The sequence below is a fragment of the Calothrix sp. UHCC 0171 genome (assembly GCF_034931845.1).
In the GTDB taxonomy this organism is placed as follows: Bacteria; Cyanobacteriota; Cyanobacteriia; order Cyanobacteriales; family Nostocaceae; genus Brunnivagina.
In genome coordinates this window covers 83,990-99,708 of sequence record NZ_JAYGHN010000008.1, presented here as the reverse complement: position 1 = coordinate 99,708, position 15,719 = coordinate 83,990, and the positions used below count along the sequence as shown (strand labels likewise).

Sequence of the window (15,719 nt, the reverse complement as noted above, 5' to 3'; positions counted from 1 at the left end):
TTCAATTCTCCTGATTTATTTTTATTGTAGATTTTAAAGCCAACCAATATTATTACTGGCTTCAATCCACAATCTCAACTTGGCTAAATTAAGTTGATAAAATAAATCAATTAAAAACTGATTTGGGTAGATTGATAGCTAGGCGGCTCAACGTGAATCAAAATTCTGGCAGGATGAAATCGTTTTTCCAAACGTTTTTCGACTTCTTCAGTAATACGGTGGGCAGTTTCCACATCAGCAGCATCAACAATTAAATGCATCTCAATAAAAATTTGTCTTCCTACCACACCACGGGAAGCAATATCGTGGCAGTTTACCACACCAGGAACCGCAAGTGCGATCGTGTGAATTGTTTCTGGTGCAATCGCAATTTCATCAACCAGCCAAGGTAAATTGTCCTTTAATACCGTCCACCCACTCCAAAATACCAACAAAGCCACGGGAAAAGCTAACACCACATCTAACCACTGATACCCCAACCAAACCCCAATCAAACCACCAATTACCGTGATTGTCACCCAAATATCACTCATAGTGTGCGTTGCATCTGCAATCAAAATCGGACTTCCCACCCGTTTCCCAACGCGACGTTCATAAAAAGCAACAAAAATATTTACACCTAGAACAATTAATAATATCCATAACTCAGGAGCAGAAATCCTTACAGGTTTACCACCATGAACTATCCTGTCAATCGCACCCTGAATAATTTCAAAACAAGCTATCCCCAAAAAAGCTGCAATTCCCAAAGCACCGACAGCTTCAAATTTTTGATGTCCATAGGGATGTTCTCTATCAGGTATGGGAGAGGAGAAGCGACTGGTAATTAATCCCAAAATATTATTGGCACTATCGGTAACGCTGTGTAACGCATCCGCAAGTAAGCTGAGGGAACCAGTCATATTTCCCACAATCACTTTTAACACCATCACAAATATATTCAGTAATAGCGTAATGATGAGAACCTTTCTGACAGTCGCTCTATTATCGTAAACCATACAGTATTTTTTATTTCCATCCCTTTACTTATACTGTATAGCTTTTAAGACCAGGTAAATATTTTAAACCCTTATGTATTAAGGATTATAGATATCTTTAAGTAAAAATTTTACTGATATTTATTGCAATTCTTTTTAATTAATAAATGGTAAATATTCAGTTATTAGTTACTTTTTGGCTGATAAATAAATGACTTTATTTTGCATTAATTTGCAGAGAAATTTGATGATAAATCTACCTGGAGATTTATCTCTGAAGATGTCAAAAAAATCTATTGGCTAAATTGGGGAGAAAAATACAGTCATATCCTGTCCGGTTAAATACTTATCACTAAGACTGACATGGGAACGCGGAGAAATCTTAATTGTCAGTGATTAGCCAAACATGACATTATGTGACAAAACGTAAATCTAGACAGAAAATTAGGAATAGGAGCTTTTTAGGAGTATGAATAAATACAATCAAGTATAAATAAATTAACTTTTAGCGTTCCATGATTCGGTAAGATGAGTAATGTTCAAGAATCGGCGCGCAAACGAATGTCTTCAACGCATCTAAAATTAAATCTCATCGAAGGTTCAGTTTCCTTTAGCTTTTCCCCCGACGCTGCACGGGAACTCAAAGCCGCCCTTGAGCAATTAATTAGTAACCTCAAAGCAGTATCCGCCGCAAAAACAGGCGCTGGTAGCAAACCTACACCTCAACGCCCCACAGAATACAGGTATACAGGAGAAGTCTTTTTAGAGGTTTTTTGTAATCCCAATATCTGGGCAACACCATTTGCAGCCAAAGTTCTGCTGACAATTCGTGATGCCACAATTAAGTTAACAACAGAAGCCGAATTAACTCGTCTTATCGAAGATGTAAATCAGTATTTAGAACAGTTTTAGGAATTTATGACTCTTTACACCCTTAAGAACCCAGATAAATCAGCACTAAAAAAGGAGCAGTTGCCGATTATAGCTGCTCCCCAAAGTCTTAAAATTACTCAAGCAAATGAAATGAAATGAAATAGTTATTACGTTACAGCAATCTGTACTGGAATTATGAGATATTTGTTTTCAATTGCGATCCCTCAAGGATTGGCTCTATTTGCAAATGGCTAGATGCCGCAGTTCTGAAACAATGCGTATCGCAAATGGCAGATGAAAAATCGCAATATTAAAAAATAAGCCTCAAGAATTAAACACAGTTGTTGTAGAATACCGAGCAATATTGAAAATTAACTGGAAACTACAGTTAGCGAAACCTGAACCCGCATCACTAGTCAAAGGCGACTTCCAACCGTTATGGGAGACGAGTTGGAAATAATTTGTCCTCAATCAGGCAATGCAAAAATTAAACATCGGTGAGCTTCAAAGATACAAAAAGACGCAATTGCTAAACTTGAATCTTTGAGTCATAAATCTTGACAATTTTAGACCCTAATGCTTTTGGCTTCACTAATTAATAAATTTTAGGTAGATGCTAAAGATTTTGGATTGGGTATGCTGATTGTTTTATTGAGAGTTCTCTTGCTGTTCACAAAACCTGTTGCTGCTTAAATCTATAGGCTTCTAACTTCCCCAAATCCAAAATCTGGATTGAAGAGAAATCAGTCATTTTCCCATTCTTCACGACCAATTAGGTCAGCAATGCGATCGCGCAACAAAAAGTCACATTTTTCTAGTTCACACTCAACACAAACCCATTCTCTCGCAGGAATGTACTGGCACAGAGTATATATGGGCTGTTGTCTGCTTACAACCCCCTTCTGTACAAGTCGGCGTGCCTCGTCTTGAATCACGCCTAGAGAGTAGTAGTTGATAGAAGGCACCGTATTCACACTCATGGTATTTACTCACGAATTACACGTAAATAGTGTTCCCAAAATTTGGACTTGAATTAACACGGCAATATAAATTTGCTGCTTGAGATTTTGTAGTTTGCTATACGGAACTATTTCCATTTTGGCGCTAAGTATCTTCAAATTATCTAAAGAAATGTGAAAAAAATCAATAACCCCTGACATTTTTGCTGTTGATAGTGACTTACCAGGGTTTGGGAGTAAAATTTTTGACGCATTTGTTTGAGATACTTGTAAGATTACGCTCAGAAAATAATATAGCATTCATCCCCAGTGGAGAATGCTAGAAAGTTCTGCTTCAAGCATAAAAGCCTTGCTAATTCAAGATTTTGTTAATTGTTAATAATTTACGCAGGGTTGTCAAATCCAGTATATACTGCAACGTTCAAGAGCAGACACAGGTGAGACTTTCTAGATATTAGATGTATAAATCGCCGCAAACTACAAACACGATCTAACATCACAACCACCATATGTTTGCCTGAACTTAATGTTTTCTTAAACAGAGTGAGACTGCTGAAAGTGCGATCCCGAAGCAATAAGCTCCAAAAGATTTGATTAATTCCAGGATTTACACTGAGTAAAGTTAGAAGATTAGTTGGGAATAAGTATATTCTAAACCAAGGCGATGTTGTTCCTACCAATTGGAGATTTAGAGTCTGTTAGCAAACAATTGTAACATTAGTGTTGTTGCTGCATTTATTGTTAGCAACTAGTCTAAAATCTGACAGATATAGAAACATCATTTAAACATCACAATAATCAATTTAGGGAACCGAAGCATGAAATATTGTGAGTTCTGGTTTCGCTGATTAGAATAGCTGATGGCTGGGAAGGTTACTGCCTAATATCCCCTATGATTCCGTAGGCAGCAGCTATGATGTGGAGAGTCGCGCCGGGATAGATGAAGACCTGGAAACGGTAGAATTGCTATATATTTTATCAATTCAAGCAGATGCGATCGCGCTGTGTCTGTCAAATATGTATCTAAGAGATTGAGTTCAATTGTTAGTCAAATTACATTATTGGTTAGTTGTTGATTTTGAAATAATTAACCAGGGTAAAATGATCACAGGCACAACCAAGTTATTAGGTGTCATTGGACATCCGGTAGAGCATTCACTGTCACCATTAATGCATAATGCGGCAATTGCTCAAATAGGAGTTGATTATGTATATCTTCCCTTACCAATCGCACCGCAAAATTTAGAGGATGCCATCCGGGGATTTGCGGCAATAGGTATAACTGGATTTAGTGTGACAATTCCCCACAAACAAGCAATCATGCCCTTGATGTCGGAAATATCCAGTTTGGCTGAAGCTGTGGGAGCAGTGAATACAGTATTTCGTCAAGATAACCGATGGGTTGGCACAAACACCGATGTCGAGGGATTTATTGCCCCCTTGCGATCGACATATAATCGCGATTGGAGTCAGACTACAGCAGTCATTTTAGGGAATGGTGGAGCTGCACGGGCAGTTGTTGCTGGTTGCTCTCAACTCGGTTGTGCGGAAATTCATGTAGTTGGTAGAAATTTGCAGAAATTAGCGGCTTTTCGTGACAGTTGGGCTAATTCACCTTTAGCAAATAACCTACAAGTTCATCACTGGGAGTTGCTCCCAAAATTGCTCCCCAATGCCGATTTATTGGTAAATACAACCCCTATCGGCATGTATCCACATACTCAAGCATCACCCTTGAGTCAGGAAGAAATAGAGAATTTAAACCCCAATTCCCCCATCGTCTACGATTTGATTTATACACCCAACCCAACCAAATTTTTGCAACAAGCCCAAAAAGTAGGAGCAACAACCATCGACGGACTGGAAATGCTGGTACAACAAGGTGCAGCAGCATTAAAAATTTGGCTGGCGCGGGACACTGTACCTGTTGATGTCATGCGGCAAGTATTACGACGACATTTGGGACTGTAGAGAGTGGGGGAGTGGGAGAGTGGGAGAGTGGGAGACTAATAAAAGAAACCTCTTTCTTATTGACGTTCCCCGCGTCACCGCGTCCCCATATCTCCGCGTCCTCCTTTTCCCGCATCCCCACACACATACTACTTTTAACCCAAAAGCGATCGCACCAAGAAAAAGCTGGAAATCGACTTGGAATCGACAAATTCTCCTTCTAAAATGGCTTTTTCTAACTGTTCGGGACTCCAAAGAAGGACTTCAATATCTTCGTCGTCATCTTGTGCAGGTGGTTTTTCCAGTTTTTCTAAGTCTTGAGCAATAAAAGCATAGATAATCTCATCGGAATAACCGGGAGCAAGAAAGAATTCACCGAGTTTCTGCCATTTTTTGGCACTATATCCTGTTTCCTCTTGAATTTCTCGTTTGACAGTCTCTAAAGGGTCTTCATTCACTTCTACCGTACCGGCGGGGAACTCTAAAACCCTAGTCCCAACTGCAAAGCGATACTGACGCACAAGTATCAGTTTACCCTCCGATGTCACTGGTACAGCTAAAGCTCCACCTGGGTGACGAATGCACTCCCACTCTCCCTCTGATTTGTTCGGCAACCGCAGGCGATTGACTTCAAAATTAAACTTACGACCCTTATAAAATAGGCGTTCTTTCAACAGTTGCGGTAATTCTCTACCTAATGGCATAGTCGGATTTGATGGTACGTAAATATACAAACGTGCGTTGAAGTTGGATTTTCTAACGCATTTATCTGTATTGATGTTGGTAAAATTAGTTGCCTGGAAACAGGCTGATATCAGAACAGTCTACATCCTTAACCAGTTCTTTAATCGTTCTTTGACAAACTGGTTCAACCCAATCTGGAGCAATCTCCGCTAATGGGACTAACACAAATGCGCGATCGCTCATTCTGGGATGGGGAATTTGTAATTTTTCCGTATTCAAAATTAGGTCATCATATAATAACAAGTCTAAATCTAGAGTCCTCGCTCCCCAACGTTCGTTACGGGTACGCCCAAATTTATTTTCAATACTTAACAATATCTCTAACAATAATTCTGGTATCATTTCCACCTGCAATCGGGCACAACCATTTAAATAATCGGGTTGGGGTGGTCCCACAGCTTTGGTGCGATACCAACGTGATTGGGCAAGCAACTTGATCCCTGATGTTTTGGCGATCGTGTCAATTGCTGCTGCCAAAATTGCCGGGGAATCACCCAGATTACTTCCCAAGGCAATGGCACTTTGCACTGTTCCCCCGGAGAGATTTACACTATTATTCAACCAGTTATTCATACTCAACCTTGACAGCGTTGATTTTATGTTTAATTTTTCTCCCGGACTGTATTTCCAGAAACAATGAAGTTAATGTACTATTTACATCTTTTAGTTTCAGTATAAATACACTTGAACATTCAGAGATTTTGACTAATTTGACAAAGAGTAAATATCTCTAAACATCAATGGAATAGGATGTTATACTACCACAGTTGATATGGTGCCTTCGTTGGAATTGTTATATTTAGTGACTAGTTAGCAACTGCTTGGGATTGGGGAAGTGACGTGCTAAATTTTACCTCTTGGTTCAGGGATAAAACCGCAAACTTGGATACAACGCCGACAAATGACTCGGAATCGCCAACTGGCGATACTCATCAAGATGTTCAACAGGAGCAAGAATCGGTAAATGAAGAGGTGACTATCGAGGAAGAGTCCCCATCTCAGCAGAAAGAAGGTGACAAGAAGCATTTGTTGAACCAAGTCAGTCAGGTATCGTCAACACTAATTAATCGGCTTCCTGGTAGTCGTAATCCTTGGTATCTTCGTTTTGCGCTGTTGGCGGGTTTGGGCTTGGGTGGGAGTGCTTTAGCAATTGGCTATGGTATCTCCAACATCGATAAGAATTTGCCCAATACAGCCGACTTGAACAGTGTGGTGCGCGAACAAACACTAACAATTAAAGCTGGGGATGGGACAATTTTGCAGCAAACCGGACCAGCCACCCGCGAACAATTATCATTGGATGAAATTCCCGAAACCCTGAAAAAAGCTTTTATTGCCTCTGAAGACCGAAGATTTAATCAACATGATGGGGTGGATGCTCAAGGGATTGTCCGTGCTGTTGTCAATAACTTGCGATCGCAGAATGTAGTCGAGGGTGGTAGTACCATCACCCAACAGTTAGCGCGAATTCTTTTCCTCAAGCAAGAAAAAAGTATTTTACGCAAAATCAGAGAAGCACGACTGGCGCAAAAAATGGAGCGAGAATTAAGCAAAGATAAAATTCTCGAACGCTATCTAAATCTAGTTTACTTAGGCTCCGGTGCTTACGGTGTTGGCGATGCATCCTGGGTATATTTCAGCAAGTCTGTCAAAGAATTAACATTGGCAGAAATGGCAACAATCGCCGGACTCGCCCCCGCGCCTAGCCTTTACGCACCCGACAGAAATCCCGAAGCAGCGAAACAACGCCGCAATCTCGTATTGCAAAGAATGCTCGAAGACGGCATCATCACCGCCACCGAAAAACAAGCCGCCGCCGACGAACCCCTCACCGTCAAATCCAGTCCCCCCAAACGTACTGAAGTCCAAGCGCCCTATTTTACTAGCTTTGTCCAAAAAGAACTGCCCAAGTACGTTAAACCCGAAGTTATCGAAGCTGGGGGCTTAACCATTGAAACCACCCTTAATCCCGCTTGGCAAACCGCAGCCGAAAATGCAGTCGCCAAAACCCTACGCAATCAGGGACGCTGGAATAACTTTAAACAAGGGGCATTAGTGGCAATTGACCCCAAAACTGGTCACATTAAAGCAATGGTGGGTGGTAAAGAATTTGGCAAATACCAATTCAATCGCGTCACCCAAGCCCAACGCCAACCCGGTTCCACCTTCAAAAGTTTTGTTTATGCTACCGCCATCGCCACTGGGATGAGTCCCTACGAGAACTTCAAGGATTCTCCCCTGATTATTGATGGCTACGAACCAAAGAACTTCGACAAGGGCTATCGAGGGGATTTAGATATGGCGACAGCCCTGACAAAATCCGTCAATATTGTGGCGGTACGCATTTTGATGCGAGTTGGGTTTGATCCCGTAATTAACCTCGCCCATAAAATGGGGATTAAATCTGAACTAAAACCGGTATATTCCTTGGCACTGGGTTCGGGAGAAATCAACTTACTAGAATTAACCAGTGCCTATGGTACTTTTGCCACTCAGGGTATACATAACGAAGTCCACGGTATCACCCGCGTTCTTAGCCGTAGTGGAGAGGAAATTTGGAAAGCGAACTTTACTCCCGAACGTGCTTTAGACTCTGATAGCGCTGCCATTATGACCTGGATGCTACGAAACGTAGTTGCATCGGGCACAGGTCAACCAGCACAACTAAGTAATCGGCAAGTTGCCGGAAAGACTGGAACTACCGATGAAGCAAGAGATTTATGGTTTGTTGGCTTTATCCCTCAAGTAGTGACTGGAGTCTGGCTTGGTAACGATAACAACCAACCTACCTACGGAGCCAGCAGCAACGCAGCCGAAACATGGCAAGAGTTTATGAAAGTGGCTGTCAAAGGAATGCCGATTGAGAAATTTCCCGCTCGTCCCAAACTCGAAGGTCGTAAAGCTAGCATTAAAGCCCAACCAATCAAAGGAAGACGAGTAATTAACCGCGCCATCCCCGACAGAAATAATAATGAAGACAGCTTTAGCGAAGATACTCCCAGACGGAGACGGCGTAGCCAAGGAAATTCATCTGTTGAGAATAACAGCAGTGAGCAAGGCTCATCAAGACGGCGCAGACGTTATTACCAAAGCGAACAGCAAACAGATAATACATCAGGACGCAGTTCTCGGAGACGTTACCGCAATGACAACTCCAGTTCGGGCGATTCCTCTACCCGTCGCCAACGCCGTCGCCAAGTAGAATCCGATTCATCTGGTTCAGGTTCGCAAACGCGATCGCGTCGTCGTGATTCTGAACCATCCAATAATAACTCCGGTTCATCTCGTTCCCGTCCCTCTGCCGGTTCTACACCCTCGCCCTCATGGCGCGATCGGTTGCGTCCATCGGGTGGTTCTGAAGGATGACACGGGGATGTGGGGACGCGGTGACGCGGGGAAAAGAGGACACGGTGACATAGGGACGCGGGGACGCGGTGAAAAGGGGAAAAAGGACAAGGGGACAAGAGAAAATATTTCTCTCCATCTCCATCTTTATCTTTCTCCCCATCTCCCCATCTCCCCATCTCCCCATCTCCCCATCTCCCCATCTCCCAATAATTCCTCCCTATCCTTCTCTCTGCTGACAGATGTAACCTCCAGATTATTTTTGTACGGTCATAAGTAACGTGATTAAAACTAGGAAAATTTACTTATGTACCTCTTTATGCAAGCAGCAGTAACTCAAGAGCCTCATTTCCCCTATGCTTCGGTTGGGTCTTTGGTACTTGGTTTTATCGCAGCTGTGACAATTGGTTCAATTGCTTGGTATAACTCGAAGCGTCCCGTGGGTTGGGAAGATAAAGAGCGTCCTAACATTGTGCCTGATATCGAAAAAGAACAAACCCCTGGTTTGTAATTAATTCTGAGTAGGCAGTGTTAAGCGGAAAGTGCTGAGTGTAGATTACTCAGCACCCAAATATATGTTGAATTTCAATGCTTAATTCTGCACTTCAACCCATCGCCGATAGAGTTTTTGAACCTGCTTGAGAACAGTATTCGCAATCGGTTGATTGGAATCTTCGTGGATTTTCATTAATTTATTCAAAAGTTTGGCTTCTTCAGTTGCAACCTCGCCATCACTGTAAATTAAGCCACTGATAGTTTGAATGAGATTTTCGCATTCTTCATTGCTGGGGCGATCGCCTAAATATTCATGTACCCATTGATAAAATTCGTCTGGCTTAACTTGTACTAATTCGTACAGCCAAGGTTTAATCTCTGGGTCATTGGCAATTCCTTTTTCTTCAGCAATGTGACGTAAATACTGGCGTTCTTCAGCTTGCATTACACCATCAATCCATGCTGCACCAATCAGTATTTTCACCAGGCTTTTCACACTCGAATCGGTAATCATATCCAGGCTCCTAGTAGTGAGCTATCCCTAGATGGAATCTTACCAACCCTAAGAGTGTTCATTGAGAACCGTTATTTTTTCTTAAGCGCACCATAAAAAATCCATCGAGGTTGTGGCGGTGCGGTAAAACTTTCAACCAACCCCGTCCTGGAACATTGTTGACACAATCGTTTACATTGGTAAAATATTTGGCAATTGCAGCATCTAAATTGGGCGGCTCAATTTTCCAATCTGGGTTTGTGGCTAAAAACGACTCGATAATATTTTCATTCTCTTCTGGATGTAATGTACAAGTCGCATACACCAATATTCCCCCTGGTTTCACCAACTGGGATGTGGAAGATAATAATTGCTGTTGTAATACGGCTAGTTCTCGAACCTTTTCTGGAGTTTGCCGCCATCTAGCATCTGGATGACGATGTAGAGTTCCTAAACCCGAACAAGGTGCATCCAGCAAAACCCTGTCAGCTATATTTGTAAACTGGCTTAAATTACGACTATCACCTGGACAAAGTTGAATCGACTTTAATTGTAAGCGTTGAGCATTTTCAGTAACTTTACGAAGTCGAGAAGCAGTTTGATCACAAGCCCAAATCTTACCTTGATCTTGCATCAATTCGGCGATATGGGTTGTTTTTCCTCCTGGGGCTGCACATGCATCAATAATTACTTCTCCTGGCTGTGGAGCTAGGAGGTAACTAACTAGTTGAGCGCTACAATCTTGGACAGTCCACCATCCCTGATGAAATCCAGGTAAACTTTTAATTGCACCACTGCTACCAACTAAGCGTAAAGCCTGTGGTAAATACGGAACTTTTTCAAATTCAACACCCGCAGATGTAAAAGCCTGTTCAACTTCCTCAATTGTCGCCTGAAGCGGATTTACCCGTAAATCAATCGTTGGGGTTTGGTTCATCCATTCGCATAATTTCTCAGTTTCCTCCCAACCAAACTGTTTGACATATACCTCAATTATCCAATCTGGGAAACTGTGGATAATTCCCAAATGTTTCTGAGAGGGATTGGGGGATTGAGAGATGGAGAAAAATAAAGACTTAGAGATTTGAGATATTTTTTCTGTCCCTGCCTTATCTTCGCCCATACCCTCACTCAGCCTGATATATTGCCGCAACAGCCCGTTTACCACACCTGCCAGTTTGGCAAAACCAAATTCTTTGGCAAGTTCAACCGTAGTATTTACCGCCGCCGAAGCAGGAATACGTTCTTGGTAACGTAGTTGATACAAACCTAAATGGAGAATGGTACGTAAATCGTTGGGTTGTTGACTGGCTTTCTTTTTACCAATTTCGTCAATAATTGCATCCAGAGTCCGCTGACGACGCACACAACCGTAAACTAATTCTGTCACCAAACGGCGATCGCGATCGGGTAAATCCAATTTTTGGGCAAATTTTTGTAATATTCGATCAAGTGCAACATCAACAAACGCACCCTTGTGAACGTCGCGCAGGGCAAAAAAGGCAATTTGACGAGGAGAGGACATTATTCTGTATTCTGAGTTCTGCTAGTTAAGTTAGCACCTTCAAACCTTGATCTTTTACTAGTATCCGAAAAAAGTTTGTTGCCATCTGTAGATATTAATTACTTAACACCTTTCTCAAATTCTAATTGAGAAGCTCAGATGTTAAATTACCAAGCTTTCAGGAAAATTCTTTTCTAAGCTGACGTAATTATGGCAAATATTCCAAAAATGATGAATTTTGGAGGAAATTCGCTCATGACTGACACAATTAGTAATCCTGCTCAACATCCTGAAGTCACACAACAACTCTCTGAAAATATTATTCTTACCACCCTTGATGATCTCTATAACTGGGCAAAAATGTCGAGTCTGTACCCGATGATGTTTGGTACAGCTTGCTGTTTTATGGAGTTTATGGCTGCCTATGCTTCGCGTTTTGATATGGAACGTTTTGGGATGATTCCTCGTGCGACACCGCGACAGGCAGACTTATTAATTACTGCTGGTACAATCACGATGAAATATGCGCCAAATTTGGTGCGGCTCTACGAACAAATGGCAGAACCAAAGTATGTGATGGCAATGGGAGCTTGTACAATCACAGGTGGGATGTTCTGTGTTGATTCTCCTAGTGCCGTTAGAGGAGTAGATAAATTAATTCCCGTTGATGTTTACATTCCTGGATGTCCTCCTAGACCGGAGGCTGTGATTGATGCAATTATTAAACTGCGGAATAAAATTGTGAATGAAAGTATTCAGGAGCGGTGGCAAACGAAACAAAGCCATCGTTATTACAGTATCCCCCATAAAATGAAGGTGGTGTCTCCAATTAGTGATGGCAAATATTTGCACAAAGCAGAGATGCAAGCTCCACCAAAAGAAGTAATCGCAGCTACCGGATTACCTTTACCTTTAATTGCCCAATCTCAGTCTCAAGTTCGACAAAGTAGTGATTGAAGACTTAGAAGTGATTTTCAATATTTTGCAGAGACGTAGCAGTGCTATGTCTCTATAGTTCATCCTTTGCACAAATGCTTTCCAATTTTCTCCAAGAATGCGACAAATGACAGGATACAAAGACGCGGCGATGGATGCGCCACAATATTTTGGAGAAGCAATATAATTTGCTGACTTTTTTTAAAAAGTTCAATTCGGATTACTATAATATTTTTTCATTGGGAAAATAAGTAAACTTACTCAGCAATAAATTACTTTTTCTTGCGAATTGTCAAGTTATAACCAAAATATATGCCAATTATTAATTTTTCATACATAAAGAAGGATTGAAAAGCTGGTAATTGTAACAGTAGTTGCAAAATTTTTGTTTACTTAGATTCATAATGACAATGGAGTATTTTCCGCTAGTTTTTACTAGTTGAAATGGCGGTTCTTACCACCTGCTATATCTGTCGTTTTATTTACAATAAAAACGTCAACATAAAAATATCAATGCGATACGCGCTTAAGCTTTAATCCTTGGTAATACTGGAAACTGGCAAAAGCGATCGCACGACAATTTCCACCTAAATCAAGATGAAGTGAGAACATCATGCCACAAACTTTAGATGTAATCCAGGCTGCTGTCACCTCCTACCAAGAAGGCAAAAAAACGATTGATGAAGTCATTCTAGAGTCGGTAATTGAAGCTCGTAACGCTTGTGAAATTAACGGCAATCAATCACAAGAATGTGCAGTTGCTTGGGATATCGTAGAAGAATTACAAGCCGAGCGATCGCACCGCAAACAAGCAACTAAAATCCAAACTTCACTCGACCATTACTGCTATTTGCATCCCGAAGCCGCAGAATGTCGTGTTTATGATGTTTAATAGTTAATAATTAATAGTTAATAAATAATGGCTAATGGTGATGAACTGTTAGCCATTATTTATTTGATGAATAATGGCTAATTTTTAATTATTAATTAAGAACTATTTCAATTCATTCACAGCTGACTGTGTCAACTTCTGAATATCAACTAAATTGGGGGCTATCTCCTGACTTGCCATTGCTAACCATAATAGGTATTCTACATTTCCCGCCGGTCCAGTAATTGGGGACCAAGTTAAACCTTGATATCGCCATCCTACTTTTTGTGCAGTTTCTAATATCTGAAAAATAGCATCTGCATGGTCATGAGAATCGCGCACAACTCCTTTTTTGCCAACACGATTTTTACCAACTTCAAATTGTGGTTTCACGAGTAAAACCATCTCGCGTGGCGGTTGAGATAATTCCCATAAAACAGCCAATATTTTAGTTACAGAAATAAATGAAACATCAACAACAATAAAGTCAGCTACTTCTTGGGAATTAAGGGAATCTAAAGGGAATTCTTTATATAAAACTTCTGGTTTCAGATGTCTAATATTTGTCCGTTCAAGTAAAATTACTCTTGCATCATTGCGTAACTTCCAGTCAACTTGTCCATAACCAACATCAACACCGTAAACTAATTTTGCTCCGGCTTGCAGCAAACAATCGGTAAATCCACCTGTAGAAATACCAGCATCTAAACAAACTCGTTCGGCGACAGAAATATTAAAAGTATCTAAAGCTTTAGCTAGCTTCTCACCACCACGGGAAACAAAACGCGATCGCTCTTTGATGGTAATTTCCCCATCTACATCTACTTCCGTGCCAACCTTATCAATAATCCTACCATTAACAGTTACTTCCCCCGCTTGAATGAGACGCTGCGCTAACGCACGGGATGTACAGAGATTTTTTTCTACTAGTAGGATGTCGAGTCGTTGTTTTGCCAATTTTGAGTATTTAATCCTATGAAAATTAATAAATAACTATTTAATTATCCATCCAATTTAGTCTATTCAATATCTAAAAAATAGATTTTGATGAATGTTCTGAAAAGCCAGACAAGGAATATTATATATTAATTATTCACTCACAACGTCCTGCCTTTTTAACAAAAGAGGGTGGAAAATACTCTCTTCCACCCAACTCTATAATTATTAACTTTTAATTCCTAATAAGAAGGTACAGAAGGATCAATTTCCTTACTCCAAGCAAGGATACCACCTTTCACATTTGTGCCTTCGATGCCTGCATTCTTTAAAATACTTAAAGCTTTTGCAGAACGAATTCCCGACTTACAATGAACAATTAAACAGTGTCCATTGACAATATCCTTCACCTGACTAATGCCATCACCATCTTCAATATCAGGTAGCGGAATCAGAACCGAACCAGGAATTTTCGCAATTTCATACTCATGGGGGTTACGAACATCGAGCAATACAAAATCCTTCGCACCGCCATCAAGTAACTGCTTCAATTCCTGTACAGTCATTTCTGGAATATCCATCTGCTGTTTTGCCTCCTCTGCTTTCGCTTGGGGAATGCCACAGAACTGTTCATAATCGATTAATTTTTCGATTACCGGACGTACGGGATTAGGACGTAATTTCAACTCCCGGAACTTCATATTTAATGCATCATACAGCAATAAACGTCCGCTTAGAGTTTCACCCTTACCCAAAACAATTTTGACAGCTTCAGTTGCTTGAATTACCCCAATAATTCCCGGCAAAATCCCCAATACACCACCTTCAGCACAGGAAGGAACCATTCCCGGTGGTGGTGGTTCTGGGTATAAATCACGATAGTTGGGACCACCTTCGTAGTTAAATACCGTAGCTTGTCCTTCAAAGCGGAAAATTGAACCGTAGATGTTGGGCTTGTTTAACAACACACAAGCATCATTTGTCAGATAGCGCGTCGGGAAGTTATCTGTCCCATCAATAACAACATCATACGGACGAATAATATCCAGCGCATTCTGCGATGTAATCTGGGTTTCGTATAAATCAACCTGACAGTAAGGGTTAATTTCGAGAATACGATTTTTTGCCGATTCAATTTTGGGTTTACCTACCCAAGAAGTACCGTGAATAACTTGGCGTTGCAAATTGGAAGTATCGACAACATCAAAATCAACAATACCGATGCGTCCGATACCAGCCGCAGCCAAATATAACAGCAACGGCGAACCGAGTCCACCAGTACCAATACATAAAACACTAGCAGCTTTGAGACGTTTTTGACCTTCTACACCAACTTCCGGCAAAATTAAGTGGCGAGAATAACGTTCGTAATCGTCCTGACTTAACTGGACTTCATCCAGATTCGGATTCAGCGTCATAGCAATTCGATGAGGAAGAGCGGACTATCTATACTACCTAATAATGGTGACACAAGGGGAGTGGGGGTAGTAGTTATTAATATGGGAACAGTGAATTTGTTTTCAATCACAGTCTATTTGTGGGCTGAAGATGAAAAATAAATATTGGGTTGTGGATTTTGGCGGGTGCTTTGGCGAAGATTCTTGTTGACTGCATCATAAAGATATTAATTGTGACA

General features: G+C 41.0%; 15 protein-coding genes. 7 read left to right on the top strand and 8 right to left on the bottom strand.

Annotated elements, in window-relative coordinates; genetic code table 11:
- Window positions 1–110 precede the first annotated feature (110 nt).
- The gene (locus VB733_RS08810) at window positions 111–998 is read right to left on the bottom strand and encodes a cation diffusion facilitator family transporter (protein ID WP_323339704.1); all 888 of its coding nucleotides are present in this window, start codon (window positions 996–998) and stop codon (window positions 111–113) included.
- A 540-nt stretch (window positions 999–1,538) separates the two neighbouring features.
- Between VB733_RS08810 and VB733_RS08805 the strand changes: the two genes are divergently transcribed.
- Window positions 1,539–1,889 carry a hypothetical protein gene (locus VB733_RS08805; protein ID WP_096613517.1) on the top strand — a complete coding sequence of 117 codons (351 nt, stop codon included), beginning with the start codon at window positions 1,539–1,541 and terminating at the stop codon, window positions 1,887–1,889.
- Window positions 1,890–2,593: 704 nt separating this feature from the next.
- Here VB733_RS08805 and VB733_RS08800 read toward each other — a convergent pair.
- Window positions 2,594–2,830 (bottom strand): DUF4327 family protein, encoded by a 237-nt coding sequence (locus VB733_RS08800; protein WP_323339703.1) that lies wholly within the window; start codon window positions 2,828–2,830, stop codon window positions 2,594–2,596.
- A gap of 1,080 nt (window positions 2,831–3,910) precedes the next feature.
- On the opposite strand from VB733_RS08800, the gene VB733_RS08795 reads away from it, so the two are divergent.
- Complete coding sequence (locus VB733_RS08795; protein ID WP_323339702.1) at window positions 3,911–4,780, top strand: shikimate dehydrogenase; 870 nt, start codon at window positions 3,911–3,913, stop codon at window positions 4,778–4,780.
- Between the two features lie 134 nt (window positions 4,781–4,914).
- Here the strand turns inward: VB733_RS08795 and VB733_RS08790 are convergent, their stop codons facing one another.
- Together VB733_RS08790 and folK are read right to left on the bottom strand one after the other, a co-directional pair.
- On the bottom strand, window positions 4,915–5,463 hold the full coding sequence (locus tag VB733_RS08790) for an NUDIX hydrolase (RefSeq protein ID WP_323339701.1): 549 nt from the start codon (window positions 5,461–5,463) through the stop codon (window positions 4,915–4,917).
- Between the two features lie 85 nt (window positions 5,464–5,548).
- Window positions 5,549–6,076: a 2-amino-4-hydroxy-6-hydroxymethyldihydropteridine diphosphokinase gene (gene folK, locus VB733_RS08785; protein WP_323339700.1), complete on the bottom strand. Its 528-nt coding sequence runs from the start codon at window positions 6,074–6,076 to the stop codon at window positions 5,549–5,551.
- Between the two features lie 267 nt (window positions 6,077–6,343).
- On the opposite strand from folK, the gene VB733_RS08780 reads away from it, so the two are divergent.
- The 3 genes from VB733_RS08780 to psb35 are packed head-to-tail and all read left to right on the top strand — an operon-like array spanning window position 6,344 to window position 9,359.
- Window positions 6,344–8,869: a penicillin-binding protein 1A gene (locus tag VB733_RS08780; protein ID WP_323339699.1), complete on the top strand. Its 2,526-nt coding sequence runs from the start codon at window positions 6,344–6,346 to the stop codon at window positions 8,867–8,869.
- Window positions 8,853–9,128, top strand: a complete 276-nt coding sequence (locus tag VB733_RS08775; RefSeq protein ID WP_323339698.1) for a hypothetical protein — start codon at window positions 8,853–8,855, stop codon at window positions 9,126–9,128. Before VB733_RS08780 ends, VB733_RS08775 begins: the two co-directional genes overlap by 17 nt.
- 27 nt (window positions 9,129–9,155) lie before the next feature.
- Complete coding sequence (gene psb35 / locus VB733_RS08770; protein WP_323339697.1) at window positions 9,156–9,359, top strand: photosystem II assembly protein Psb35; 204 nt, start codon at window positions 9,156–9,158, stop codon at window positions 9,357–9,359.
- 81 nt (window positions 9,360–9,440) lie between these two features.
- Here psb35 and VB733_RS08765 read toward each other — a convergent pair whose 3' ends face one another.
- A complete protein-coding gene (locus VB733_RS08765) occupies window positions 9,441–9,857 on the bottom strand; it encodes a TerB family tellurite resistance protein (RefSeq protein ID WP_323339696.1) in 417 nt (138 codons plus the stop codon).
- A gap of 58 nt (window positions 9,858–9,915) precedes the next feature.
- A complete protein-coding gene (locus tag VB733_RS08760) occupies window positions 9,916–11,361 on the bottom strand; it encodes a 16S rRNA (cytosine(967)-C(5))-methyltransferase (protein ID WP_323339695.1) in 1,446 nt (481 codons plus the stop codon).
- A 234-nt stretch (window positions 11,362–11,595) separates the two neighbouring features.
- On the opposite strand from VB733_RS08760, the gene nuoB reads away from it, so the two are divergent.
- Both nuoB and VB733_RS08750 read left to right on the top strand, forming a co-directional pair.
- Complete coding sequence (gene nuoB, locus VB733_RS08755) at window positions 11,596–12,297, top strand: NADH-quinone oxidoreductase subunit NuoB (RefSeq protein ID WP_323339694.1); 702 nt, start codon at window positions 11,596–11,598, stop codon at window positions 12,295–12,297.
- 592 nt (window positions 12,298–12,889) lie between these two features.
- The gene (locus VB733_RS08750; protein WP_323339693.1) at window positions 12,890–13,168 is read left to right on the top strand and encodes a Calvin cycle protein CP12; all 279 of its coding nucleotides are present in this window, start codon (window positions 12,890–12,892) and stop codon (window positions 13,166–13,168) included.
- A 102-nt stretch (window positions 13,169–13,270) separates the two neighbouring features.
- On the opposite strand, the gene VB733_RS08745 is transcribed toward VB733_RS08750, so the two are convergent.
- Together VB733_RS08745 and moeB are read right to left on the bottom strand one after the other, a co-directional pair.
- The gene (locus VB733_RS08745) at window positions 13,271–14,104 is read right to left on the bottom strand and encodes a TlyA family RNA methyltransferase (RefSeq protein WP_323339692.1); all 834 of its coding nucleotides are present in this window, start codon (window positions 14,102–14,104) and stop codon (window positions 13,271–13,273) included.
- 221 nt (window positions 14,105–14,325) lie between these two features.
- A complete protein-coding gene (moeB, locus tag VB733_RS08740; RefSeq protein ID WP_323339691.1) occupies window positions 14,326–15,501 on the bottom strand; it encodes a molybdopterin-synthase adenylyltransferase MoeB in 1,176 nt (391 codons plus the stop codon).
- Window positions 15,502–15,719 lie beyond the last annotated feature (218 nt).

Excerpts from the sequence above, each read along its gene's own strand:
- VB733_RS08810 (WP_323339704.1), bottom strand. The coding sequence starts at position 998 with ATGGTTTACGATAATAGAGCGACTGTCAGAAAGGTTCTCATCATTACG.
- VB733_RS08805 (WP_096613517.1), top strand. The coding sequence starts at position 1,539 with ATGTCTTCAACGCATCTAAAATTAAATCTCATCGAAGGTTCAGTTTCC.
- VB733_RS08800 (WP_323339703.1), bottom strand. The coding sequence starts at position 2,830 with ATGAGTGTGAATACGGTGCCTTCTATCAACTACTACTCTCTAGGCGTG.
- VB733_RS08795 (WP_323339702.1), top strand. The coding sequence starts at position 3,911 with ATGATCACAGGCACAACCAAGTTATTAGGTGTCATTGGACATCCGGTA.
- VB733_RS08790 (WP_323339701.1), bottom strand. The coding sequence starts at position 5,463 with ATGCCATTAGGTAGAGAATTACCGCAACTGTTGAAAGAACGCCTATTT.
- folK (WP_323339700.1), bottom strand. The coding sequence starts at position 6,076 with ATGAATAACTGGTTGAATAATAGTGTAAATCTCTCCGGGGGAACAGTG.
- psb35 (WP_323339697.1), top strand. The coding sequence starts at position 9,156 with ATGTACCTCTTTATGCAAGCAGCAGTAACTCAAGAGCCTCATTTCCCC.
- VB733_RS08765 (WP_323339696.1), bottom strand. The coding sequence starts at position 9,857 with ATGATTACCGATTCGAGTGTGAAAAGCCTGGTGAAAATACTGATTGGT.
- VB733_RS08760 (WP_323339695.1), bottom strand. The coding sequence starts at position 11,361 with ATGTCCTCTCCTCGTCAAATTGCCTTTTTTGCCCTGCGCGACGTTCAC.
- nuoB (WP_323339694.1), top strand. The coding sequence starts at position 11,596 with ATGACTGACACAATTAGTAATCCTGCTCAACATCCTGAAGTCACACAA.
- VB733_RS08750 (WP_323339693.1), top strand. The coding sequence starts at position 12,890 with ATGCCACAAACTTTAGATGTAATCCAGGCTGCTGTCACCTCCTACCAA.
- moeB (WP_323339691.1), bottom strand. The coding sequence starts at position 15,501 with ATGACGCTGAATCCGAATCTGGATGAAGTCCAGTTAAGTCAGGACGAT.